This window comes from Pseudomonas sp. P5_B2, from assembly GCF_056400445.1.
Genome location: NZ_JBFULH010000037.1, coordinates 1 through 22,511 on the forward strand (window position 1 = coordinate 1; position 22,511 = coordinate 22,511).

Here is a 22,511-nt window from a genome sequence, read left to right on the forward strand (position 1 = left end):
GAGCGAGCCTGCTCGCGATAGCGGAGTAACAGTCAATAATTATGTCGACTGACACTCCGATATCGCGAGCAGGCTCGCTCCCACAGGGGTTCGGCGGTGTGAGCAGGAATCAGGCACTTTCCAGCAGTTTGTGCAGCTCGACGAATTGCTGGGTCAGTTTATGCCGGGGGTCGAGGTGGATCAGCGGCGTGTTGGCCTGGTGAGATTCACGCATACGCACTGAACTGGCCAGGTACACCGGCAATACCGGCAAACCTTCGGCAATCAATTCGTCCAGGATCTGCTGGGGTAGGCTCGCACGGGCCTGGAACTGGTTGACCACGATCCCTTCGACTTCCAGGCCTTCGTTGTGGTCCTCCTTGAGTTCTTCGATTTCCGCCAGCACGCCGTACAACGCCTGACGCGAGAAGCTGTCGCAGTCGAAGGGAATCAGTACGCGATCGGCGGCAATCAACGCTGAAATCGCATAGAAGTTAAGTGCGGGCGGTGTATCCAGGTAGATCCGGTCGTAATCCTCCCCCAGCTCCTCAAGCAACTTACGCAGCTTGTTGATCTTGTGTTTAGCCTCAAGCTTTGGCTGCAAATCAGCCAGCTCGGCGGTGGCGGTGACCACGTGCAGGTTCTCGAAGGGCGTTTCGTAGATGTCGACCTGGCTTTTCTTCGAAAACGGCCCGGATGACAGGGTTTGCTTGAAGAAGTCGGCGATGCCCATCGGGATGTCATTGCCGGTGAGGCCTGTCAGGTATTGAGTGGAGTTGGCCTGGGCATCGAGATCCACCAATAAGGTGCGATAACCCTCACTGGCGCTGACCGCCGCCAGATTGCAGGCAATACTGGATTTGCCCACGCCACCTTTTTGATTAAACACCACGCGCCGCATGTCAAAACCTCTCCGTGTATCCAAGAATGACCGAGTGTAGTGTTCCAGCGCATCGCTTAGCTACCTCGGCGGAACAGGACTACACGGACAACTCCCATTTCCGTAGGAAAAAACAGCAGCAACCTCCGTTGATCCGGGCAAAGGCCGACATCCATGTACTTCACACTGTGGATAATGGCTAATCGATACCTATCGCCGAACCGGACGGTACATTTGACTGCACAAAATGTAACCAGCATTTGCTACGCACCCGCAGCACCGGGATAATGCGCGCCACTCGGCGCTACGCGTCACGTAAGGTCTGTCGCTGCCTGTGCGACTCACCGCGTCAAAGAAGCCCCGTTGGGGCGGGATGTATGTCTGTGATCAACTTCAACATCGCCCAATGGCGCGCGTGGGCTCCCGGGCTCGAAAGCGTGGACGATTGGCAGGCATGGAGCCGACAGCCGGTCGTGCTTGCGAGCAGCGATGCCGCCCCCGACGTGTCGTTTCTGCCCGCCATGCAGCGCCGGCGACTCAGCCGTTTGGCGCGAATGGCATTCAGTGTCGGCTGGCCCTTGGCCGAAGGCCGCCGGGACCTGCCGTTGGTCTTTATTTCCCGCCATGGCGAAACCCCGCGCACCTTCGAAATCCTCAGCGACCTGGCCGCCGGCCAACCGTTGTCGCCGACTCACTTCAGCCTGTCCGTGCACAACGCCGTCATTGGCCTTTGGTCGATCATGCGCGGCGAAACCAGCGAAATGACGGCCCTCGCCGCAGCTGGTGACGGGCTTGAACACGGCATGCTAGAGGCCGCGGCGATGTTGGAAGAAGGCGCACCTGCCGTCCTGCTGATCGTCACCGAAGAACAACCGCCCGACGCCTACGAAACATGGATCGACGATGTACCGTTTCCCTATGCGGTCGCCCTGTTGCTGACCCCCGGTACCGACTGGCTGCTGTCCCTGAACAGTACGACGCAAAGGTTGTCCAACGCCCACTGGCCCCATGCCCTGAATCTGTTGCGTACCCTGCTCGGCCAGCAAACCACCTGCCAACATGCCTGGAAGAATCGTGTATGGACCTGGCATCGCACCCCGTAACCGAAAAAAACCGCGACGCCTATTACTGGCGCCTGCTGGCCACTGCCGCAAGCTTCACCCTGTTCGGGTTGGGCGGCCTGTGCCTGCGGATGGTGGTTTTCCCGTTGCTCAATTGCCTGCCCGGTGATCCCCTGACCCACCGTCAGCGCGCGCGACAAACCGTCAGCCGATGCTTCTGGCTATTTATCCGGTTCATGGCCCGCGCCGGCGTTCTGACCTACGACATCCAGGGCGCGGAAAAGCTCGGGCGCCCCGGGCAAATGATTCTCGCCAATCACCCCTCGCTGATCGATGTCGTGTTTCTGATTGGCCTGGTGCGTCACGCCAACTGCGTCGTCAAACAAAGCCTCTGGGAAAACCCCTTTACCCGCGCCCCGCTGCGCCGCACCGAATACATCAGCAATGATGGCAGCATGGACATGCTCGACGCCGCTGCCGACGCGCTGAAAAGCGGTCAAACCTTGATCATCTTCCCCGAAGGCACACGCACCCCGCCAGGCGAGGCACCAGCCTTTCATCGGGGGGGCGCGGCAATCGCCCTGCGCGGTGCGAAAATCCTCACCCCGGTGATCATCAAGGTCAGCCCGACGACATTGACCAAGGCCGAGCCCTGGTATCGGATCCCGAAACGCCGCGTGCACTTCAGTTTCCGCGTCGGGACCGATATAGACCCGCAGGCTTTCGCCGCGAGTGGCCCGCCCCCTCAGGCCTCGCGCAAGCTCAACGATTATTTGCATACTTACTTTATTAAGGAGCTCGCCGAAGATGAGCGATCTGCACACGAATAACCTGGTGCTGGAAATCAAAGAACTGATCATCGATGCCCTCGGCCTTGAAGACATCAGTGCCGACGACATCGACAACGATCAGGCGCTGTTCGGCGAAGGCCTGGGTCTGGATTCGGTGGACGCCTTGGAACTCGGCCTGGCGATCCAGAAAAAATACGGCATCAAAATCGACGCCGATGCCAAAGATACCCGCAATCACTTCACCAACGTGGCGAGCCTTGCGGCGTTCGTCACTGCAAAACAGGCAGCTTGAGACCGGACCATGCAAACTCGTGACGACATTTTCAACACCCTGCGCGATGCCTTGGTCGAACTCTTCGAGCTTGACCCGGCACGCGTGAGCCTCGAATCGAACCTGTATCAAGATCTGGAAATCGACAGTATCGACGCCGTCGACCTGATCGATCACATCAAGCGCCAGACCGGCAAGAAAATCGCCGCCGAAGAATTCAAATCAGTGCGTACTGTCAGCGACGTGGTCGAGGCGGTCTATCGCCTGGTTCAACCCGCCGCATGAGCCGACTGATCGGCCTTGGCCTGCTGCTCGCGGGCCTGTTGTACCCCTTCGCGGTGTATTTCGGCATGGAGCATTTTGCTCCATGGCAGTTTGGCCTGCTGTTGGGCAGCCTGTGGCTGGCCCGGGCGTTGTTCGGTACGCGCCGTCCGGGCAGCCTGTGGATGGCGACCATAGCCATAGCTTTTTGCGTGTTGCTGGCGCTGTTCAACAGCCCGCTGTTGCTGCGCTGGTACCCGGTGCTGATCAGTGCGTTCATGCTCGGGCTGTTTGGCCTAAGCCTCAAATTCGGCCCGCCGATGGTCGAACGCCTGGCGCGCCTGCGTGAACCGCACTTGCCGACCCAGGCCATTATTTATACGCGCCAGGTGACGATTGTCTGGTGTGTGTTTTTCATCTTTAACGGCTTGCTCGCCGCGGCCCTGACCCTTTGGGCGCCGCTAAGTTGGTGGATGTTGTACACCGGCCTGATTTCCTACGGATTGATGGGCCTGCTGTTTGCCATTGAATGGCTGATACGACAACGGGTAAGAGGCCACTCATGAATTGGATAAAGCTTGAGCAACTGTTGCTCAAGGCTCATCCGGAACGCGCCGTAACGGCCGAACCGGCGTTGAATCATGCACAGCTGTGCGACCAGGCCCTGCGCCTCGCGGCCGGCCTGCAAGCCCACGGTGTGCAGCGCATCGCCGTGCACCTTGAAGACGCCGCCGATCTGGCGATTGCCCTGCTCGGTGCCTGGCGCGCCGGCGTCAGCGTGCTGCTGCCTGCCGATCTACAACCGCAAACGCGCCAGCGCTGGTCCAGCGAAGTCGATCTGTGGCTGACCGATCTGACCGATGACGCGCATCTTAGTGATTACGGTCATCCGCCTCTCGCGGGTGCCGCACTGGATTTGGACACCTGCCAGCTGAGCCTTTGTACCTCCGGCTCCAGCGGCGAACCCAAGCGAATCGACAAAACCCTGCGCCAACTGGCCAATGAAGTTCACGCGCTGGAACAGCTCTGGGGAACTGACCTGGGCGAGGCGTGCATTATCGGCAGCGTCGCCACCCAACACATCTATGGGCTGTTGTTTCGGGTGCTGTGGCCGTTGTGCGCCGGGCGGTCGTTCGGGCGCAAGCAACTGGCGTTCCCCGAAGACTTGCAGCGCGCCAGTCGCGCACACCCGGCCTTCGCCTGGGTCGCCAGCCCGGCGCTGCTCAAGCGCATGGGTGACAACCTTGACTGGCTGGCCTTGAGCGCCGTACGACGAGTTTTTTCCTCTGGCGGTGCATTGCCCGCCGAGGCTGCGCAGAGCTTGCATCAACGCTTACAACAATGGCCGACAGAAATCTTCGGCAGTTCCGAAACCGGCGGCATCGCCTGGCGTCAGGGTAGCGATCTCTGGCAGCCGTTTGCTGGCGTCGAGTTGAGCCAGGACAGCGACGGCGCGCTGCTGATCAAATCTGCGTACTTGCCCGCCGGCCACCTCGAACACACTGCTGACGCCGCGCGGATCGAGGCCAACGGCCGTTTCCAATTGCTGGGACGACTGGACCGGATTGTCAAACTTGAAGAAAAACGCATCTCGCTGCCCATGCTGGAAAAAGCGCTAACGGAGCATGACTGGGTGGAGGAAGCGCGCCTCGGCGTGGTCCAGGAGAACCGCGCCTCTTTGGGAGCGCTGCTGGTGTTGAGCGAATCGGGCCTGCATGCCTTGCGCAATCAGGGTCGACGTACGCTCACACAAGGATTGCGTCAGCACCTGAGCCTGCATTGCGAAGCCCTTGCCCTGCCACGGCGCTGGCGATTGCTGCGGCAAATGCCCCTGAACGCTCAGGGCAAACTGCCTCAGGCCGATGTCGAAGCCTTGCTGCTCGCGCCCCGCGTCAAGGCACCCGAAGTGCTCGAACAGGTGGAAGTCGAGGGCGAGTGGAGCCTGCAACTGGCCGTCCCGCCGGACCTCGCTTACTTCAGCGGCCACTTCCCGCAAACGCCGGTACTGCCCGGCGTGGTGCAGGTGGAATGGGCGCTGAGCCTCGGCCAGCAATTGATGAAGCTGCCGGCCAAATTCGCCGGCATGGAAGTGCTGAAGTTCCAGCAATTGGTGCGCCCGGGCGACGAAATCCAGCTGCACCTGCGCTTCGACCCGGAACGCAGCAAATTGTATTTCGCGTATCGCAATGAGGCCGCCACCTGCTCCAGTGGGCGGATTCTGCTGGAGGCTGCGGGCGATGCCTGACTTTGGTGAGTGCTGCGCACTCAATCGCGAGCAGGCTCGCTCCCACACTGGATGTGTGAACGACGCATCGCCCCTGTGGGAGCGAGCCTGTTCGCGATGGGATCAACTCGATGCGTCGGGTGTTAACCACTATGCATAACCCCTGCGCCGTGATCCCGGTCTACAACCACGAAACCGCAATCACCACCGTCGTCGACGCGCTGATCGCCAGTGATCTGGCGTGCATTCTGGTGGACGATGCCAGCGATCCAGCCTGCGCCAAAGTGCTCGACCAACTGGCCCGGCGCGCAAGGGTCAACTTGATCCGCCTCGCCACCAACCAGGGCAAGGGCGGCGCCGTCATGACCGGTTTGCGCGAAGCTTCACGCCTGGGTTTCAGCCACGCGCTGCAAGTGGACGCTGACGGTCAGCATGACCTGCAAGACGTGCAACTCTTTATCGAACAATCACGCCTCCACCCGGACGCGGTGATCTGTGGTTACCCGCAATACGACGCCAGTGTGCCCAAAGGCCGTTTGTACGCCCGCTACCTGACGCACGTGATGGTCTGGATCAACACGCTGTCCTTGCAGATTCGCGACTCCATGTGCGGCTTTCGCGTCTACCCGTTACCGCCCACCCTGGCGCTGATCGACTCGGCGAAAGTCGGCAAGCGCATGGACTTCGACTCGGACATCCTCGTGCGTCTGGCCTGGCGTAATCAGGCAATGCAATGGTTGCCGACCCGGGTGCATTACCCGCTGGACGGCGTTTCGCACTTTCGCCTCTTCCACGACAATGTGCTGATCTCCAGCATGCACACCCGGCTGTTTTTCGGCATGTTGTTACGGGCTCCGGTGATCCTCTGGCGACGGTGGCGAGCATGAGCAGTGACGTAGACAAGAAGCACTGGGCCGACCACCAGGAGCGCGGCAGCTTCTGGCTGATGAAGCTCACCGCGTTCGGTGCCAAAGTACTGGGTCGGCGGCTGTTGAGCCCGATTTTGTACGGCATCGTCCTGTACTTTTTCCTGTTCGGGCGCAGTGCTCGCCACAGCGCCTGGCAATACCAGCACCGTCTAGCCGACTGGAGCGCTCGCCCTGAACTGCGCCCGACCCATTGGCGCGTGTTCGGCCAGTTCATGGCGTTTGCCGACTCCATGCTCGACAAGCTCGACGTGTGGAATGGCAAGCTGAGCATCGACCAGATTGAAATCATCGACCCGGCGCTGCTGCGCAATCAACTGCGTGGCAGCCGCGGGCAGATGCTGGTGGGCGCGCATCTGGGCAATCTTGAGGTCTGCCGCGCACTGGCGGAAATCGGCGAAAAAGTCACGATGAACGTGCTCGTGCACACCAAACACGCCGAGCAGTTCAACCGTTTGTTGGGTGAAGCCGGCGCGACCAATCTGCGGCTGATTCAGGTCAGCGAACTGGACCCGGTCATCATGCTGCAATTGCATGAGCGCCTTGAACGCGGCGAATGGCTGGCGATTGCCGGCGACCGCGTGCCGCTGCACGGCGGACGCAGCGTGACCGTGGACTTTCTCGGCCTTCCGGCTGCGTTCCCTCAGGGGCCATGGTTGTTGGCCGGTTTGTTGAAATGCCCGATCAATCTGTTGATGTGTCTGAAAAAACCGACGGGCGAATATTGCGTGTCCCTCGAACCGTTCGCCGAGGCCGTGGCGTGGAAACGCAGCGACCGTGAGCAGGTCATTCATCAGTGGGCGTCCCGCTACGCCGAGCGCCTGGGTCACTATTGCCTCGAAGCGCCCCAACAATGGTTCAACTTTTACCCTTTCTGGAAGACCGATGACGACGCCAACGCATGAGCCGGTAACCTTCGGCGAACTCCCTTTGCGCATCGAAGACGTGCTGGCCCTGGCCAACCGTCAGGTGCCGACGCAGTTGCAGGGCGATTCCGCTTACCGCGAGCGTATCGCCAAGGGCGCGCGATTCCTCGACTCCCTGCTGGACAAGGAAGGCGTGATCTATGGCGTGACCACCGGTTATGGCGATTCCTGCGTGGTCGCGGTGCCGCTGCATCACGTCGAGGCGTTACCCCGTCATTTGTATACCTTTCACGGCTGTGGACTGGGAAAATTGCTCGACGAACAGGCCACTCGCGCGGTGCTCGCCGCGCGCTTGCAGTCGCTGTGTCACGGCGTGTCCGGGGTGCGCGTGGAACTGCTGGAGCGCCTGCAAGCGTTCCTCGAACACGACATCCTGCCGCTGATCCCGGAAGAAGGCTCGGTGGGCGCCAGCGGCGATCTGACGCCGTTGTCCTACGTAGCCGCGACCCTGTCCGGCGAGCGCGAAGTGAAGTTTCGCGGCGAGCGCCGACAAGCCGCCGACGTCCACCACGAACTCGGCTGGCAGCCATTGGTGCTACGCCCCAAAGAAGCGCTGGCCTTGATGAACGGCACTGCGGTGATGACCGGCCTTGCCTGCCTGGCCTTCGCTCGCGCCGACTACCTGCTGCAACTGGCCACGCGCATCACCGCACTGAACGTGGTCGCGTTGCAGGGCAACCCGGAACACTTCGATGAACGCTTGTTCGCCACCAAACCACACCCAGGGCAGATGCAAGTCGCCGCGTGGCTGCGCAAGGATCTGGCGATCGACGCACCGACCGCGCCACTACACCGCCTGCAAGATCGCTACTCCCTGCGTTGCGCCCCCCACGTCCTCGGTGTGTTGGCCGACAGCCTGAATTGGCTGCGCTCGTTCATCGAGATCGAACTCAACAGCGCCAACGACAATCCGATCATCGACGCCGAAGCCGAGCGCGTGCTGCACGGCGGACATTTCTACGGCGGTCATATCGCCTTTGCCATGGACAGTCTGAAGAACCTGGTGGCCAACGTCGCCGACCTGCTCGACCGTCAACTCGCATTGCTGGTGGACGAGCGTTACAACCATGGCTTGCCGAGTAATCTCTCCGGCGCCAGCGCTGACCGGGCGATGCTCAACCATGGCTTCAAAGCCGTGCAGATCGGCACCAGCGCCTGGACCGCCGAAGCATTGAAAAACACCATGCCGGCCAGCGTGTTCTCGCGCTCCACCGAGTGCCACAACCAGGACAAAGTGAGTATGGGCACGATCGCCGCTCGCGATGCGATTCGCGTGCTGGAGCTGACCGAGCAGGTCGCCGCCGCGACCCTGCTCGCTGCCAACCAAGGCGTATGGCTGCGCAGCAAGGCAGAAGGCGCTCGCCCATTACCGCCGGCCTTGGCCGCCATGCACGAAGAGCTGGCCAAGGACTTTCCGCCGGTCATCGAAGATCGTGCCCTGGAAGGCGAATTGCGCCTGTGCCTGAAACGAATTGCCGAGCAACACTGGAGGCTGCATGCGTAGCAAGGGAGTGCTTCACACCGATACGGAAATCCAAGTGCCGTTCTTTGACGTCGACACCATGCACGTGGTCTGGCACGGCCATTACGTCAAGTATCTGGAAATCGCCCGTTGTGCGCTGCTGGACAAGATCGGCCACAACTACACGGCGATGGCCGAGTCGGGTTACGCCTGGCCGGTGATCGACTTGCAACTGCGGTACGTGCGCGGCGCGGTGTTCGGCCAGAAGCTGAACGTGCGCGCCAATCTCGTGGAGTGGGAGAACCGGTTGAAGATCAACTACCTGATCAGTGACCTGGAAACCGGCGAACGCCTGACTCGCGCCAGCTCGGTGCAGGTTGCCGTCGACATGGCCAGCCGCGAAATGCAACTGGCCTCACCGAAGGTCTTTACCGACGCCGTCGAAAGGACGCTCGCATGAACCTGCTGAAAACCTTATGTAGCAGCTGGCGAAGCCTGCGTTCGTCTGCGCAGCAGGCGCCTCGCGTTTCGCCTGATGCACCGCATGTGCAGGTTTTACGTCGGCTTCGCCGCCGGACGCAGCCTCGCGGGCTCGGCAGCTGCTACATGTTTGTGATGATGCTCGGCTTCTCTTCGCTCGCACACGCCTTTGACCTGCAACAACTGAGCGATCAACTGGCCAAACCGGAAGTGATCCACGGCAACTTCATCCAGGAAAAACACCTGCGCGCCCTGCCCCAGCCGCTGACCAGCAAGGGCACGTTCGTCCTCGCGAAAAATCATGGCCTGCTGTGGCTGCTGAGAACGCCGTTGCACCAGGATTACCGAATCACCGCCAAAGGCATTGCCCGGCGTGATGCCAATAGTTGGCAGATGCTACCGGGCAAGAGTGCAGGCGCCGAGCAGAACCGCCTGTTCCTCGCCGTTCTGCAAGGCGACAGCAGCGGTTTACAGCGTGACTTCGAGCTCTCATTGAGTGGTGATGCGCAAAACTGGAAACTGAAGTTGATTCCGCATTCGCTATTGCTCAAGCAGGTGTTCAACCAGATCAACATCACCGGTGGCGAATTGGTGAGTACCATCGAGCTGCTGGAAACCCAAGGCGACAGCACGCTTTTGCGCATGCAGGACAGCACCAGCGCCCAACCTTTGAGCACTGCGGAGCAACATGACTTTGCCGAGTGAACGCAGGCTGCCATGGCTATTCCTGATACTGCTGCTGGCAGTGCTCGCGCTTGCCGGTTGGCAATGGCGCGATGGCGCACCGCTGTCAGCCAACCTGATGGAACTGGTGCCGGGCACGGCGCCGGACGCACTGGAACTGCGTGCCGAACAACGCATGCAAGAACCACTGAACCGCGAATTGCTGATGCTGGTCGGTCACAACGATCGCGAGCAAGCCATCGCCATGGCGCATAAACTCGGCGAACAATGGCAAGCCAGCGGTTTGTTCGAAAAGGTCCAGTGGACCCTGCAAGCCGACTTGCCTGCGTTGCGTACACAGCTGCTGCAAGGTCGAGTGGCGATGCTGTCCGAGGCGGATCGCCAGCAACTGATCGAACATCCCGACGTCTTCATCCAGCAGCGGGTACAGTCACTGTTCGACCCGTTCACCGGGTTCAGCCTGGTGCCGAGCCAGGATGACTGGCTGGGCCTGACCGGGCGCATCCAGAACAGCCAGCCACAACACGGCACCGTACAACTGGACATCGGCAGCGGCGCCTTGATCGCCGATGCCGACGGCAAGAGCTGGGTGCTGCTGCGAGCAAAAACCACCGGCAATGCGTTTGACATGAGCCTGCCGCTGCAAGTGGCCGACCTGCTTGAACGCAGCCGCGAACAAGCGGCTCAGTCTGACGTACAACTACTGGCTGCCAGCGGATTACTCTACGCCGCCAGCGGTCAGCAACAAGCCTCCCGCGAGATGACGTGGGTCGGTGGCGGCGCCACACTGGGCATTCTGGCCTTGCTGTTACTGGTCTTTCGGCGCTGGCGGGTTTTGCTCGCGTTCGTTCCGGTACTGGTGGGCATGCTGTTTGGCGCGGTGGCCYGCGTGGCGTTGTTTGGCCATATGCATGTGATGACGCTGGTGCTCGGTTCCAGCCTGATCGGTGTGGCTGTCGACTACCCGCTGCATTATTTGTCGAAAAGCTGGAGCCTGAAACCCTGGCACAGCTGGCCCGCATTGCGGCTGACGCTGCCGGGGCTGACGTTGAGCCTGATCACCAGCTGCATCGGTTACCTGGCGCTGGCGTGGACTCCGTTCCCGGCCCTGACCCAGATCGCCGTGTTCTCCGCCGCCGGTTTGCTCGGCGCTTATCTGTCCGCCGTCTGCCTGCTGCCGGCATTGCTCAAGGGTGTGGATATCCGTCCGGCGCAATGGCCGCTGCACGTCTGTGAATCCTTGCTGAGTCTGCGTGAGGCACTGCTCAAGCATTTCAACACGCCGGTACTGCTGGCACTGCTGATTGCCTTCTGCGTGGGCGGCCTGCTGCAACTCGAAAGCAAAAACGATATTCGCCAGTGGATCGGCGCACCACAGCGATTGACGGACGAAGCGCGGACCATTGCGCGCATCACCGGGTTTCAACCGACCAGCCAGTTTTTCCTGGTGCGCGGCGCCAATCAGCAAGAGTTGCTTGAGCGTCAGACCGCGTTAAGCGAGCGCCTGGAGCAGTTGGTCGGCCTGGAAAAACTTCAGGGTTACCTGTCGCTGAATCAACTGGTCAGCCAGCCGAGCGATCAACAGCAAGTGCATGACGCGTTGAGCAGACTGCCGCAGTTCTGGCAGCCGCTGCTCGACGTCGGCGTACCGGCAGAAGCGCTGCACGCAGAGTTGACGAAATTACGGGCGTTGCCCGCCGAAGATATCGATACCRCACTGCTCGGTCCACTGGCTGAGCCCTATCGACCACTGTGGCTGGGACCGACCGATGACGGTGGCGTGGCGGCGATCGTCAGCCTGCAAGGCCTGAACGACCCTGCCCTGTTGCACGTTCAGGCGTTGGATTTGCCAGGCGTTGAACTGGTCGACCGGCTCGGTGAATTGAACAGCGTTTTCGCCGCAACACAGATCAGTGCAGCGGAACTCAAACTGGCCTCCTGCGCGTTGATCGTACTGGTGTTGATGCTGCCATTCGGTCTCGGTGGCGCCTTGCGCATCGTCGCCCTGCCATTACTCGCCGCGCTGTGCAGCCTGGCCAGTCTCGGCTGGCTGGGGCAACCGCTGACGCTGTTCAGCCTGTTTGGCCTACTGCTGGTGACGGCGATCAGCGTCGATTACGCGATCCTCATGCGCGAACAGGTCGGCGGCGCGGCCGTGAGCCTGCTGGGCACCTTGCTGGCGGCGCTGACCACGTGGCTGTCGTTCGGTCTGCTCGCGGTGTCCAGCACACCGGCTGTGAGCAATTTTGGCCTGTCGGTGAGTCTGGGCCTGGCCTTCAGTTTCATCCTGGCGCCGTGGGCGGGACGACATGTCCACAGTATTACGGTCACGGAGTCGGCAGCATGATGACCGCCCTGTTTTGGCTGATGGCCCTCGCGTTGTTCGCCGTGGCCACCCGTGTCGGCCGTCATTTCGGTCTGATCCCCATCGTCAGCCAATTGCTGTTGGCAACGTTCGGCCTGCCGCTGCTGATGTACTTCTGGATCGAACCCGGTTGGCAGCTCAGCGGCGCTGACCTGATCTCGCCCGCATGGCTGAAAAACCTTTACAGCCTGAGCTTCGCCTTGCTACTGGGGCACATTCTCAGCGACGTGATCGACCTGCGGCTGGATCGCCAGAGCCTGAAAATCGCCCTGCCGAGTTTTTGCATTCCGTTCGCTGGCGGGCTGGCGACCGCGGTCTGGTTGCTGCCCGCACAACCGTGGATCAGTTCACTGGCGGTGGGTCTGGTATTCGCCATCACGGCGATCCCGGTGTTGTATTTGTACCTGCGGCACATCAACTACCCGCCTGACGCCACCCGGCGTCTGGTGCAGACTGCGATCCTCATCGACCTGGCGTGCTGGACGCTGTTCGGACTCGCTCAAGGCAGCCTGCACCTGAGCAGCCTTCTGTTGCCGCTGGCCGGCGCATGTCTGCCGGTGCTGTTGCGATTGCTCGGTTTGCGTCAGGCGTTGCTGCACAGTGGCTGCTTCTTCGCACTGCTGGTGGTCGCCGAGCATTTCAAGCTCAATGCGCTGATTTTCGGCATCGGTTATCTGCTGTGCATGGCGGCGTTGAAAGTGCCGCTGGTGTGGCCAATACCGGCGCTCTGGATGAGCCGTTTGCAAACCTGGATCGCCATTCCGCTGATCCTCACGTTCGGCATCGTGCAGATCAACGTACACGCCGCCATCTCCAGCCTGAGCTGGCTGCAACTGGCCGCCCTGCTGCTGTTGCCGATTGCCAGCAAATTACTGGGCAACTGGCTGGGACTTGGCTGGGCCGGTGCCTCCTTTGAAGGCGCCAGCCGTTGGCGAGAAAGCCTGCTGCTGAATATTCGTGGCTTGAGCGAAATCGTTTTTCTCAACCTGCTGCTGCAACTACAGCTCATCAGCCCGGCGCTGTACTTTGCGCTGATGGTGATGGGCCTGATCGCGACATTACTGCCGGCTCTGGCCGGCATGCACACTCCCCCTCTGAACATCGCCGCCCCGGCAAGGAGCCCTCGTGCCAACAGTTGAAATGCAACGTCGACAAGTCGTCGTCATCGGCGCGGGGCCCTCGGGTGCCATCGCTGCCGCGCTGCTCAAACGCAACGGTCACGATGTGCTGATGATCGAACGCCAGCACTTCCCACGCTTTTCCATCGGCGAAAGCCTATTGTCGCATTGCCTGGATTTCGTCGAAGAAGCCGGCATGCTCGATGCCGTGAATGCAGCCGGTTTCCAGCTCAAGAACGGTGCCGCGTTTGCCTGGGGTGAGCAGTACAGCGCCTTTGATTTCGGCGACACGTTCAGCCATGGCAAGCCGACCACGTTTCAGGTGCAGCGCGCCGATTTCGACAAGCTGCTGGCCGATCAGGCCGCGCTGCAAGGCGTGGAAGTTCGTTATGGCGAAGCCATCGTCAGCGTCGATTTCGACTTGCCGAAACCGCAGCTCGACGTGCTGCGCGAAGACGGCAGCCAGTACCGCGTCGAAGCGGATTTCGTGTTGGATGCAAGCGGCTATGGTCGGGTGCTGCCGCGTCTGCTGGACCTTGAAGCGCCATCGAATTTTCCGGTGCGCCAAGCCGTTTTCACCCACATCGAAGACCACATCGACAGTCCGGCTTTCGAGCGGGAAAAAATCCTTATCACCACCCATCCCATCCATCGCGACATCTGGTTCTGGACCATCCCGTTCAGCAACGGTCGCTGTTCGGTGGGCGTGGTCGCAGCCGCCGAACATTTCGAAGGCCGCATGGAGAATCTGGACGAATGCCTGCGCGGGTTCATCGCTGAAACCCCAAGCCTGGCCGGCGTCCTGAAAAATGCCGCGTGGGACACCCCTGCACGAACCATCGGCGGCTACTCAGCCAACGTCAAAACTTTGCACGGCCCGGGCTTTGCGCTGCTCGGCAACGCCGCAGAATTCCTCGACCCGGTGTTCTCCTCCGGTGTGACCATCGCCATGCGTTCGGCGAGCATGGCCGCCGGCGTGTTGCATCGCCAACTGCAAGGGGAACGCGTCGACTGGCAGACCGAATTCGCCGAACCGCTCAAGCGCGGCGTCGACACCTTCCGCTGCTACGTCGAAGGCTGGTACGCCGGGACCTTCCAGGATGTGATCTACCATCCAGGCAGCTCACCGGACATCCGCCGCATGATCAGCGCGATTCTCGCCGGTTATGCCTGGGACGAGCGCAACCCGTTCGTCAGTGAACCCAAGCGTCGGCTGCGGGTGTTGTCAGAACTCTGCGCAAGAGATGTCACATGAATGACAGAACCGCCTGTTTGCGGCGCAATTCCCTTGAAGGTAATGCTTGATGACCCGTTTTCTGCTCCTGGGGTGCCTGCTGTTGCTGAGCGCTTGCGCCAGCCGGGCACCGCTGCCCGAGCACCTGCCAAACCTGACGCTGCCCCTGCAAATGCACATCCAGCGCCTGGTGGCCGACCAACGTCAGGACTGGGTATTGGTGATCCAGCAGGAAGACGCAGGTCTTCGCTGGTCGATGATGGACTTGCTGGGCATTCCACAGGCACGTCAGATCCTGATCGATGACAAGTGGCAGGCCGACGGCCTGTTGCCGCCCAACCCGGAAGCCAGGGAGCTTTTCGCCGCATTACTGTTTGCCCTGACCCCCAAGGATGAACTGACGGGCAACTATCCCACCGCCTGGCAGCACGGCAATCAACGTTCCCTGCCCAAGCGCTGGGATGTCAGTTATTCACAACCCATGACCTTCGAATTGAACCTGCCCAAGGGGCCCCGGTATCAAGTCACGCCACTGAGCGGGGAAGCGCCATGACGGCTTATCTGAACGCCCTCGGCGTGATCTGCGCGTTGGGGCGTGGCAAACGCGAAGTCACCGCCAATCTGTTTGCCGGAGACTGCTCAGGCCTGCGCACCGAGACCGGCTGGGTACCGGAGCGCGCCTTGCCGGTGGCGGCCGTGAGCGGTGAACTGCCACAGATCCCGGTTGAGCTGGAAAAACAAAACACCCGCAACAACCAATTGCTGCTGGAAGCCGCATTGCAAATTCGTGCAGAGATTGACCAGGCGATCCAGACCTACGGTCGTGACCGTATCGGTGTGATTCTGGGCACCAGTACCTCGGGCATCGATGAGGCCAGCCGTGGGTTGGCCCATTACATCCGCGAACACGAATTTCCTGCTGAGTACGACTATCAGCAACAAGAACTCGGTGCACCGGCCAATTTTCTGGCCGACTGGCTGCAATTGAGTGGCCCGGCCTATGTGATTTCCACCGCCTGCACCTCCAGTGCTCGGGCGCTGATGAGTGCCCAACGGCTGCTGAATCTGGGCCTGTGCGATGCAGTGTTGTGCGGCGGCGTCGACAGTTTGTGCAAACTGACCCTCAACGGTTTCTCGGCGCTGGAAGCGGTGTCCGGGAAGCGCTGCAATCCATTTTCGGTCAACCGCAACGGCATCAACATCGGCGAGGCGGCCGTGTTGTTTCTAATGACCAAAAACGCCGGAGCTGGCCAAGCCATCGCCCTGCTCGGCAGCGGCGCCAGTTCCGATGCGCACCATATCTCTGCGCCGGAACCGACCGGCCGGGGTGCCCTGCAAGCCATGAGCAAAGCCCTGAATCGGGCCAACCTGCAACCGCAGCAAATCCATTACCTGAACCTGCACGGCACCGCGACCCAGCATAACGACGCCATGGAAAGCCTCGCCGTAACGGCGCTGTTCCCGCAAGGCGTTCCCTGCTCGTCGACCAAACCGATGACCGGCCACACCCTCGGTGCCGCTGGCGCCCTGGAAGCCGCGTTCTGCTGGCTGAGCCTGAGCCCGGACAACCGCGACCACGCGCTGCCACCGCACCTCTGGGACGCCCAGCCCGACCCGCTGCTGCCCGCCTTGCACTGGGTGACCCCGGCCGATCGCCTGACGTCCATTGCACCTCGCTATCTGATGAGCAATTCCTTTGCCTTCGGTGGCAACAACGTCAGCCTGATTATCGGAGACGCACCATGATTGACTGGACGCTCGCCGAGTTGCTGCCGCACGCTGGCGACATGATCCTTATCGAGCAGATTCTGGCGTTCGATGAAGAGCAGATTCACACCCGCCTGATCGTCAGACCTGGCGGCCTGTTCAACAGTCCCGATGGCAGCCTGCCGGCCTGGGTCGGCATCGAGCTGATGGCCCAGAGCGTCGCCGCATTCGCCGGTTGCCGTGCGCGCCAGCGCGGTGATGCAGTGGAGTTGGGCTTTCTGCTCGGCAGCCGTAAGTTCGAATGCAACGTCGAGCAGTTCCCGGCCGGCACCGAACTGACCATCCACGGCATTCGCTCGCTGGAAGACGACAATGGCATGGGCGTGTTCGAATGCCATATCAACGCCCCCGGCATCCACGCCAGCGCCCGCCTGAACGTCTATCGTCCACCTCAGGCCGCGCAATATCTTCATGAACCCCAAGGAGTCCAGTCATGACTGAATCCGTACTGGTCACCGGTTCCAGCCGTGGCATCGGCCGTGCCATCGCCCTGCGTCTGGCCCAGGCCGGGCATGACATCGTGCTGCATTGCCGCAACGGTCTGGCAGATGCCATCGCCGTCAAGGGTGAAATCGAAGCCTTGGGCCGCAATGCACGCGTCCTGCAATTCGATGTGTCCGACCGCGCCAGCTGCAAAGCCATTCTCGAAGCCGACGTAGAAGCCCACGGTGCCTATTACGGCGTGGTGCTCAACGCCGGCCTGACGCGTGACGGTGCTTTTCCGGCGCTGAGCGAGGATGATTGGGATGTGGTGATGCGCACTAACCTCGACGGGTTCTATAACGTGCTGCACCCGGTGATGATGCCGATGATCCGTCGTCGCGCCGCCGGGCGAATCGTCTGCATCACCTCGGTTTCCGGCTTGATCGGCAATCGCGGCCAGGTCAACTACAGTGCTTCCAAGGCCGGTCTGATCGGCGCGGCCAAGGCGCTGGCGATTGAATTGGGCAAGCGCAAAATCACCGTCAATTGCGTCGCGCCCGGCCTGATCGACACTGCCATGCTCGATGAAAACGTGCCCGTGGAAGAACTGATGAAAATGATCCCCGCACAACGCATGGGCACCCCCGAAGAGGTGGCCGGCGCGGTGAATTTCCTGATGTCGGCGGAAGCGTCGTACATCACCCGGCAGGTTCTGGCCGTCAATGGAGGCCTGTGCTGATGAAGCGCGTTGTCGTCACCGGCATGGCCGGCATCACCTCGCTGGGTAGCGATTGGGAAACCATCGCTGGCCACTTCGCTGCCAACCACAGCGGCATTCGCCGCATGGACGAGTGGGATCGTTTCACCGAACTTAACACGCGCCTGGCCGCCCCCATCGATGACTTCAAGGTCCCGAGCCACTGGACCCGCAAGCAACTGCGCAGCATGGGCCGGGTGTCGCGGCTTGCGGTGGGCGCTGCCGAGCAAGCGCTGGCCGATGCTGGATTGCTTGGCGATGAGTCGATCAAGGACGGGCGCATGGGCGTCGCATGCGGCTCATCCACCGGCAGTACCGACGAGATCAAGGCGTTCGGCAACATGCTGCTCAACTCGGTGGCCGAAGGCCTGAACGCCAACTCCTACGTGCGGATGATGCCGCACACCACGGCCGCGAATATCAGCATCTTCTTCGGCCTCACCGGTCGGTTGATCCCGACGTCCAGCGCCTGCACCAGCGGCAGCCAGGGCATCGGTTACGCCTACGAGTCGATCAAGTTCGGCCGCCTGCCGCTGATGCTTGCTGGCGGCGCCGAAGAGCTGTGCCCGACCGAAGCCATGGTCTTCGACGCGCTCTACGCCACCAGCCTGAAAAACGACGCCCCGCACACCAGCCCACGTCCTTATGACAAGGGTCGCGACGGCCTGGTGATCGGTGAAGGCGGTGGCATGCTGGTGCTTGAAGAGCTGGAGCACGCCCTGGCTCGCGGTGCGCGCATCCACGCCGAACTCGTCGGCTTCGGCAGCAACGCCGACGGCCAGCACACTACCCGTCCAGAGCAGCTCACCATGCGCCGCGCCATGGAACTGGCCCTGGAAGACGCAGGGCTTCAGCCTTCAGACATCGGCTACGTGAACGGCCACGGCACCGCGACAGAACAGGGCGACATTGCCGAAACACTGGCAACCAGCGCGTTGTTCGGCGAACACATGCCGATCAGCTCGCAGAAAAGCTTTCTCGGCCACACGTTGGGCGCGTGCGGGGCACTGGAATCATGGTTCAGCATTGAAATGATGAATCGCGATTTGTATGCACACACCTTGAACCTCGACGAGGTCGATCCGCATTGCGGCAAGCTGGATTACCTGCGCGGCGAGTTTCGGCAGATGAGTAACCAGTATGTGATGAACAACAACTTCGCCTTCGGTGGTGTGAATACTTCGCTGATTTTTCGGCGCTGGTCGTGACTTAGAACTTCAAGGTCAAGGATATCGTCAGCGTCTACACGCGCAATGAGCGCAAGGCCCCCAAGACCGATGAATGCCACATCGGGTTGCGTTGAAGGGGGTCTGGTGAAGGTGCAGTCATCAGTCTGGTTCTACCTGAGGCGCGCAAGCGCCTTCTTCCAACGCCGCCGGGCCCTCGAACTCAGTCTGCAGTAGCGCCAAAAACGCCTCCCGAGCGGGGTGTCGACCTGCGTTTTCATGCCAATAAAAAAGGTTGTCGATACTCGTCAATTCCGGGAACTCATATCCTTGCCAACCCGCACTTTGGCGGTATTGCTCATAGATACCGCGAGGTACCAGCGCAACGCCGGCACCGGCACTGACGCAACCCACTATGGTGCCGTAGCTTGCAATGCTGACGATCGGCAACACCTGATCATGGCGCAACAGCCACTGCTCCAGCGCCAACCGGTAAGGACAGCCCGGGGGCCACATGAAAATTTCCTTACCTTGCAGATCCGCTGCTTTGCGTAATGGCCCATGCGACTCGGACGCGATGAGAATCAAATCTTCCCGGTACACCACTGCCCGCTCGAGACCGGGGCGTTCAATGTTCACCGCCACGATCACCCCATCAAGTCGGTGATGCTGAACGTCGTCCAGCAGTTGAGCCCAAGTGCCAGTGCTCAACTCCAGCGATACCTGCGGGTACAGCGCATGGTACTTGGCCAATAACCGTGGCAACCGCCCCGTAGCACTGGATTCAATGGCGCCAATGCGCAGAGGACCGCCAGGCGTATTGGTGGGCGCTACCGCGCGTTTAGCTTCTTCAGCCAACCCCAGGATTTTCGTCACGTAATCGAGAAAAACCACCCCGGCAGGAGTGATCTGCAACCCTCGACCCTCGCGAAAAAACAGCGGTGTACCCAGCTCTCGCTCCAGGGACTTGAGTCGTGCGGTGATATTGGACGGCACGCAGTGCAACAACTCGGCGGCGCGCGCGATGCTGCCGACGTCATAAACCGTCTTGAACATACGCAGTTGGGACAATTCCATCGTTCACCCACAGTGAATGGACAGCTCAGTTTAAGTCACTTGTAGTAAACACTGGTGTTTTTGATACTTCAACCGGCGCACGTTGCAGTGCGTCGTTGCCCTTTCCTATCCCTCGATAAACAGGAGTTTTCATGGAGTTAGTTGAGCGGAAAATCCAGTCCCTAGCCGAAAGTGTTTTTACCCACAAAGCCTTGGATAATGCGTTCTATCGACGGTGGATGGGCGGCTCACTGCCCCTCGCCGACGTTGAGGTGTTTGCTCGAAACTACCTGGCCCGTACCACACAGACTTCTCGTATGGTTGCCCTATCATTTATGGGCACTGACGACCTGTATGCTCAAGTCGAAATCGTCAAAAACTTGTACTCCGAAATGGGCTACGGCAACCCGGAAAAGGCCCACCTTGCCTTACTGGAAAGTTACCTCATCGACCTTCTCAGCCGTCTCGCTGATCGGCCGTACAGCATGGACGAACTCACGGCTTTGCCTGTGCTGGAAAGCACCCACACGTTTAGCCGCGAACAATTGAGTCTTTATACCGACGGTGGCCATAACAACAATCCACGCCATGTGCTCGGCACTTTGTTGGCTCAAGAGTGGCTGGCCTATTCGATGCTCACCCGTTTGTACGAAGGGGCACGCAACTATAAGCACCTGTACGCCAATAACGACGATTTTCATGAGCACTGCGAGTACTTCTACATCCACATCGGGGATGCAGAAAAAGAACATAAGATTCAGGCGGTGAAAGCAGCCACTCAAGAATGCACCACCGACCGGGACATAGAGGAAGTCAGCGCTTCGTTCAACAGCTTCCTGAACATCACCGAGCAGTACTGGGACGGTATAGCCCGTGCCATGCCCAGCATGCAAAATCGGGCCGCGTCCAAGGTTACGGCTTAATGAATAAAAGGCCCGGCATAAAAATCGCTTTGGCGGTGATTTTTGTAATCCTTTGCTGGGCCTATTCCCCCATTGGAATTCACATCGGGCTAAAGGCCTATGAGCCCGGTCATCTCGCGCTGCTGCGATTTCTCATCGCATCAACGTTCATGGCTGGCGTTGCATTGGTGATGCGTATTTCCCTGCCTCGCCTGAAAGACTTGCCACTGCTGGCGGTGCTGGGGTTCTTTGCCGTCAGCCTGCACCACATAGCCCTGAACAACGGCCAACAAGGTGTTAGCGCCGGGGCCGCCAGCGTACTGGCACAATCCACGCCGCTGTTCAGCACGTTATTGGCACATTTCGCGTTCAAAGATCGGGTCAACGGCTGGCAATGGATCTGTGTGCTATGCGGGCTACTCGGCGCCGCGGTGGTAGTCACCGGGGATAGTGGTTTTGGTGAACTGGACGCGCATGGGCTGTTGATTCTGTTGGCGGCGTTGTCCTGGAGTCTGTATTTCGCCTTGCAAAAACGCCATTCCCATCGTTATGACGGGTTGACGATGGTGTGTTACACGATTTGGTCAGGCACGGTACTGCTGCTTGTTTATGTCCCGGGGCTGTGGAATCAAGCACAAAATGCCTCAACTTCGGTCAACCTCGCGGTGCTCATTCTGGGCATCTTCCCCAGCGCCCTCGCGTACCTCGCGTGGGCATACGTACTGGCGCAGAGCAATGTGAGCCGCGCGTCCATTTCGCTTTACCTGATTCCCCCCACAGCGATGTTGATGGCCTCGTTAGTTCTGAGTGAACGCCCTACTGCCATGGTCATCACTGGAACGGCCATTGTGCTGACGAGCGTACTCGCCCTCAATCTCGAACCCTCTAAAGCCGCAGTTCCTGTCGACAAAGTTTGAACAGAGGTCGTAACCACCTATGAATGACGCAGAAAATCCGACCCTGGCCTACGAACACCATGTGTTGATTTGCACCAATCTGCGCCCCGATGGGCGCCGTAGTTGCTCGGGCTCAGGTGCTCATGAACTGCTCAGCGCAGCAAAACGCAAGCTCGCCAAAATGGGTGAACCGGGAACATCGCGCGCCAACGCATCGGGCTGCCTAGGCCGCTGCGACCACGGCCCGGTCATGGTGATTTACCCCGCTAATTTGTGGTTCTCATGCAAGACGCCGCAACAGGTTGAACGCATTCTCGATCAACACCTTTTGCGCCCCGATCAGCAATTTTGAACGAATGGCCTTCAGCAGGAATCCACGCCATGACCTGGACAGATGAAGACATGTGCATCGCACAGTGGATGCTGGCCGAATACCGAAAACTGAACTTTCTACCGCAAGCCCTCGCGGCGCGGGAGATCCGTCTGATGTTCGGCGAAGCTTATGTATACCAAAACCGCCACGGAAACTGGGCCGTAAACAAGCCGATACTCGAAGCCTTCAAAACACTGACTGCTGAGTACGTGGTATGGAGCCGAAGCTTTCAACTATGGAGGCCAAGAACCGCACAAGATCCGACTGGCACGCGCGTGAGCCGCTGACAAAATATCCCGACGGATGCGATGCAGCAGGATTCCTGGCCTCGCGAAACATCTGAGTGCCCCCCTCCACGCCTGCGGTGCACTGGAGTCCTGGTGTGAATACTTCGCTGATATTTCGGCGCTGGTCATAAGCAACGAACAGACACAAACGGAAAGTGGAGTATTCCATTTCGGAAACGTCCCACAACCAGAGTTGAGGCTTTGCGCTAGGTTCAATGTCCC

The 22,511-nt window shown here is 60.2% G+C and carries 25 protein-coding genes; 23 read left to right on the top strand and 2 right to left on the bottom strand.

The window, feature by feature from the left end:
- Positions 1–109: 109 nt before the first annotated feature.
- Positions 110–880: a ParA family protein gene (locus AC1DRJ_RS06520; RefSeq protein WP_477801379.1), complete on the bottom strand. Its 771-nt coding sequence runs from the start codon at positions 878–880 to the stop codon at positions 110–112.
- A gap of 356 nt (positions 881–1,236) precedes the next feature.
- Here AC1DRJ_RS06520 and AC1DRJ_RS06525 point away from each other — a divergent pair, with 356 nt between their 5' ends.
- From AC1DRJ_RS06525 to AC1DRJ_RS06615, 19 genes are all read left to right on the top strand, one after another.
- Positions 1,237–1,962 (top strand): beta-ketoacyl synthase chain length factor, encoded by a 726-nt coding sequence (locus AC1DRJ_RS06525; protein ID WP_477801380.1) that lies wholly within the window; start codon positions 1,237–1,239, stop codon positions 1,960–1,962.
- Positions 1,938–2,750, top strand: a complete 813-nt coding sequence (locus tag AC1DRJ_RS06530) for a lysophospholipid acyltransferase family protein (protein ID WP_477801381.1) — start codon at positions 1,938–1,940, stop codon at positions 2,748–2,750. The genes AC1DRJ_RS06525 and AC1DRJ_RS06530 overlap by 25 nt, the downstream gene beginning before the upstream one ends.
- The gene (locus AC1DRJ_RS06535; RefSeq protein ID WP_477801382.1) at positions 2,728–3,003 is read left to right on the top strand and encodes a phosphopantetheine-binding protein; all 276 of its coding nucleotides are present in this window, start codon (positions 2,728–2,730) and stop codon (positions 3,001–3,003) included. Before AC1DRJ_RS06530 ends, AC1DRJ_RS06535 begins: the two co-directional genes overlap by 23 nt.
- 9 nt (positions 3,004–3,012) lie before the next feature.
- The gene (locus tag AC1DRJ_RS06540; RefSeq protein ID WP_007947135.1) at positions 3,013–3,267 is read left to right on the top strand and encodes an acyl carrier protein; all 255 of its coding nucleotides are present in this window, start codon (positions 3,013–3,015) and stop codon (positions 3,265–3,267) included.
- On the top strand, positions 3,264–3,809 hold the full coding sequence (locus AC1DRJ_RS06545; protein ID WP_477801383.1) for a COG4648 family protein: 546 nt from the start codon (positions 3,264–3,266) through the stop codon (positions 3,807–3,809). The genes AC1DRJ_RS06540 and AC1DRJ_RS06545 overlap by 4 nt, the downstream gene beginning before the upstream one ends.
- A complete protein-coding gene (locus AC1DRJ_RS06550; protein WP_477801384.1) occupies positions 3,806–5,488 on the top strand; it encodes an ApeI family dehydratase in 1,683 nt (560 codons plus the stop codon). The genes AC1DRJ_RS06545 and AC1DRJ_RS06550 overlap by 4 nt, the downstream gene beginning before the upstream one ends.
- Before the next feature lie 131 nt (positions 5,489–5,619).
- Positions 5,620–6,354, top strand: a complete 735-nt coding sequence (locus AC1DRJ_RS06555; RefSeq protein ID WP_477801385.1) for a glycosyltransferase family 2 protein — start codon at positions 5,620–5,622, stop codon at positions 6,352–6,354.
- Complete coding sequence (locus AC1DRJ_RS06560; RefSeq protein WP_477801386.1) at positions 6,351–7,298, top strand: LpxL/LpxP family acyltransferase; 948 nt, start codon at positions 6,351–6,353, stop codon at positions 7,296–7,298. The genes AC1DRJ_RS06555 and AC1DRJ_RS06560 overlap by 4 nt, the downstream gene beginning before the upstream one ends.
- Positions 7,279–8,823 carry an HAL/PAL/TAL family ammonia-lyase gene (locus AC1DRJ_RS06565; protein WP_477801387.1) on the top strand — a complete coding sequence of 515 codons (1,545 nt, stop codon included), beginning with the start codon at positions 7,279–7,281 and terminating at the stop codon, positions 8,821–8,823. The genes AC1DRJ_RS06560 and AC1DRJ_RS06565 overlap by 20 nt, the downstream gene beginning before the upstream one ends.
- Positions 8,816–9,241, top strand: coding sequence for an acyl-CoA thioesterase (locus AC1DRJ_RS06570; RefSeq protein ID WP_477801388.1), 426 nt, complete (start codon positions 8,816–8,818; stop codon positions 9,239–9,241). Before AC1DRJ_RS06565 ends, AC1DRJ_RS06570 begins: the two co-directional genes overlap by 8 nt.
- Positions 9,242–9,387: 146 nt before the next feature.
- The gene (locus tag AC1DRJ_RS06575; protein WP_477801399.1) at positions 9,388–9,966 is read left to right on the top strand and encodes an outer membrane lipoprotein carrier protein LolA; all 579 of its coding nucleotides are present in this window, start codon (positions 9,388–9,390) and stop codon (positions 9,964–9,966) included.
- Positions 9,950–12,292 (top strand): MMPL family transporter, encoded by a 2,343-nt coding sequence (locus tag AC1DRJ_RS06580; RefSeq protein WP_477801389.1) that lies wholly within the window; start codon positions 9,950–9,952, stop codon positions 12,290–12,292. Before AC1DRJ_RS06575 ends, AC1DRJ_RS06580 begins: the two co-directional genes overlap by 17 nt.
- Positions 12,289–13,449: a sodium:proton antiporter gene (locus AC1DRJ_RS06585; protein WP_477801390.1), complete on the top strand. Its 1,161-nt coding sequence runs from the start codon at positions 12,289–12,291 to the stop codon at positions 13,447–13,449. Before AC1DRJ_RS06580 ends, AC1DRJ_RS06585 begins: the two co-directional genes overlap by 4 nt.
- Positions 13,436–14,683: an NAD(P)/FAD-dependent oxidoreductase gene (locus tag AC1DRJ_RS06590; RefSeq protein WP_477801391.1), complete on the top strand. Its 1,248-nt coding sequence runs from the start codon at positions 13,436–13,438 to the stop codon at positions 14,681–14,683. Before AC1DRJ_RS06585 ends, AC1DRJ_RS06590 begins: the two co-directional genes overlap by 14 nt.
- Before the next feature lie 49 nt (positions 14,684–14,732).
- Entirely contained in the window at positions 14,733–15,215 is a 483-nt protein-coding gene (locus AC1DRJ_RS06595) for a hypothetical protein (RefSeq protein WP_477801392.1), read from the top strand.
- On the top strand, positions 15,212–16,408 hold the full coding sequence (locus AC1DRJ_RS06600; protein ID WP_477801393.1) for a beta-ketoacyl-[acyl-carrier-protein] synthase family protein: 1,197 nt from the start codon (positions 15,212–15,214) through the stop codon (positions 16,406–16,408). The genes AC1DRJ_RS06595 and AC1DRJ_RS06600 overlap by 4 nt, the downstream gene beginning before the upstream one ends.
- Positions 16,405–16,866, top strand: coding sequence for a hotdog family protein (locus AC1DRJ_RS06605; protein WP_477801394.1), 462 nt, complete (start codon positions 16,405–16,407; stop codon positions 16,864–16,866). Before AC1DRJ_RS06600 ends, AC1DRJ_RS06605 begins: the two co-directional genes overlap by 4 nt.
- On the top strand, positions 16,863–17,591 hold the full coding sequence (fabG, locus tag AC1DRJ_RS06610; RefSeq protein ID WP_477801395.1) for a 3-oxoacyl-ACP reductase FabG: 729 nt from the start codon (positions 16,863–16,865) through the stop codon (positions 17,589–17,591). Before AC1DRJ_RS06605 ends, fabG begins: the two co-directional genes overlap by 4 nt.
- On the top strand, positions 17,591–18,817 hold the full coding sequence (locus AC1DRJ_RS06615; RefSeq protein WP_477801396.1) for a beta-ketoacyl-ACP synthase: 1,227 nt from the start codon (positions 17,591–17,593) through the stop codon (positions 18,815–18,817). The genes fabG and AC1DRJ_RS06615 overlap by 1 nt, the downstream gene beginning before the upstream one ends.
- A 120-nt stretch (positions 18,818–18,937) precedes the next feature.
- On the opposite strand, the gene AC1DRJ_RS06620 is transcribed toward AC1DRJ_RS06615, so the two are convergent.
- Entirely contained in the window at positions 18,938–19,852 is a 915-nt protein-coding gene (locus AC1DRJ_RS06620; protein WP_477789179.1) for a LysR family transcriptional regulator, read from the bottom strand.
- Positions 19,853–19,983: 131 nt separating this feature from the next.
- Between AC1DRJ_RS06620 and AC1DRJ_RS06625 the strand changes: the two genes are divergently transcribed.
- The 4 genes from AC1DRJ_RS06625 to AC1DRJ_RS06640 are packed head-to-tail and all read left to right on the top strand — an operon-like array spanning position 19,984 to position 22,289.
- Entirely contained in the window at positions 19,984–20,754 is a 771-nt protein-coding gene (locus AC1DRJ_RS06625) for an iron-containing redox enzyme family protein (protein WP_477801397.1), read from the top strand.
- Positions 20,754–21,650: a DMT family transporter gene (locus AC1DRJ_RS06630; protein ID WP_477801398.1), complete on the top strand. Its 897-nt coding sequence runs from the start codon at positions 20,754–20,756 to the stop codon at positions 21,648–21,650. The genes AC1DRJ_RS06625 and AC1DRJ_RS06630 overlap by 1 nt, the downstream gene beginning before the upstream one ends.
- Before the next feature lie 19 nt (positions 21,651–21,669).
- Positions 21,670–21,981, top strand: coding sequence for a (2Fe-2S) ferredoxin domain-containing protein (locus AC1DRJ_RS06635; RefSeq protein ID WP_477789176.1), 312 nt, complete (start codon positions 21,670–21,672; stop codon positions 21,979–21,981).
- Between the two features lie 29 nt (positions 21,982–22,010).
- On the top strand, positions 22,011–22,289 hold the full coding sequence (locus tag AC1DRJ_RS06640) for a DUF6953 family protein (protein WP_477789175.1): 279 nt from the start codon (positions 22,011–22,013) through the stop codon (positions 22,287–22,289).
- The last annotated feature ends 222 nt before the right edge of the window (positions 22,290–22,511 follow it).

Bases quoted from the DNA above. Each gene is read 5' to 3' on its own strand.
- AC1DRJ_RS06520 (WP_477801379.1), bottom strand. From the start codon at position 880: ATGCGGCGCGTGGTGTTTAATCAAAAAGGTGGCGTGGGCAAATCCAGT.
- AC1DRJ_RS06525 (WP_477801380.1), top strand. From the start codon at position 1,237: ATGTCTGTGATCAACTTCAACATCGCCCAATGGCGCGCGTGGGCTCCC.
- AC1DRJ_RS06530 (WP_477801381.1), top strand. From the start codon at position 1,938: ATGGACCTGGCATCGCACCCCGTAACCGAAAAAAACCGCGACGCCTAT.
- AC1DRJ_RS06535 (WP_477801382.1), top strand. From the start codon at position 2,728: ATGAGCGATCTGCACACGAATAACCTGGTGCTGGAAATCAAAGAACTG.
- AC1DRJ_RS06540 (WP_007947135.1), top strand. From the start codon at position 3,013: ATGCAAACTCGTGACGACATTTTCAACACCCTGCGCGATGCCTTGGTC.
- AC1DRJ_RS06545 (WP_477801383.1), top strand. From the start codon at position 3,264: ATGAGCCGACTGATCGGCCTTGGCCTGCTGCTCGCGGGCCTGTTGTAC.
- AC1DRJ_RS06550 (WP_477801384.1), top strand. From the start codon at position 3,806: ATGAATTGGATAAAGCTTGAGCAACTGTTGCTCAAGGCTCATCCGGAA.
- AC1DRJ_RS06555 (WP_477801385.1), top strand. From the start codon at position 5,620: ATGCATAACCCCTGCGCCGTGATCCCGGTCTACAACCACGAAACCGCA.
- AC1DRJ_RS06560 (WP_477801386.1), top strand. From the start codon at position 6,351: ATGAGCAGTGACGTAGACAAGAAGCACTGGGCCGACCACCAGGAGCGC.
- AC1DRJ_RS06565 (WP_477801387.1), top strand. From the start codon at position 7,279: ATGACGACGCCAACGCATGAGCCGGTAACCTTCGGCGAACTCCCTTTG.
- AC1DRJ_RS06570 (WP_477801388.1), top strand. From the start codon at position 8,816: ATGCGTAGCAAGGGAGTGCTTCACACCGATACGGAAATCCAAGTGCCG.
- AC1DRJ_RS06575 (WP_477801399.1), top strand. From the start codon at position 9,388: ATGTTTGTGATGATGCTCGGCTTCTCTTCGCTCGCACACGCCTTTGAC.
- AC1DRJ_RS06585 (WP_477801390.1), top strand. From the start codon at position 12,289: ATGATGACCGCCCTGTTTTGGCTGATGGCCCTCGCGTTGTTCGCCGTG.
- AC1DRJ_RS06595 (WP_477801392.1), top strand. From the start codon at position 14,733: ATGACCCGTTTTCTGCTCCTGGGGTGCCTGCTGTTGCTGAGCGCTTGC.
- AC1DRJ_RS06600 (WP_477801393.1), top strand. From the start codon at position 15,212: ATGACGGCTTATCTGAACGCCCTCGGCGTGATCTGCGCGTTGGGGCGT.
- AC1DRJ_RS06605 (WP_477801394.1), top strand. From the start codon at position 16,405: ATGATTGACTGGACGCTCGCCGAGTTGCTGCCGCACGCTGGCGACATG.
- fabG (WP_477801395.1), top strand. From the start codon at position 16,863: ATGACTGAATCCGTACTGGTCACCGGTTCCAGCCGTGGCATCGGCCGT.
- AC1DRJ_RS06615 (WP_477801396.1), top strand. From the start codon at position 17,591: ATGAAGCGCGTTGTCGTCACCGGCATGGCCGGCATCACCTCGCTGGGT.
- AC1DRJ_RS06620 (WP_477789179.1), bottom strand. From the start codon at position 19,852: ATGGAATTGTCCCAACTGCGTATGTTCAAGACGGTTTATGACGTCGGC.
- AC1DRJ_RS06625 (WP_477801397.1), top strand. From the start codon at position 19,984: ATGGAGTTAGTTGAGCGGAAAATCCAGTCCCTAGCCGAAAGTGTTTTT.
- AC1DRJ_RS06630 (WP_477801398.1), top strand. From the start codon at position 20,754: ATGAATAAAAGGCCCGGCATAAAAATCGCTTTGGCGGTGATTTTTGTA.
- AC1DRJ_RS06635 (WP_477789176.1), top strand. From the start codon at position 21,670: ATGAATGACGCAGAAAATCCGACCCTGGCCTACGAACACCATGTGTTG.
- AC1DRJ_RS06640 (WP_477789175.1), top strand. From the start codon at position 22,011: ATGACCTGGACAGATGAAGACATGTGCATCGCACAGTGGATGCTGGCC.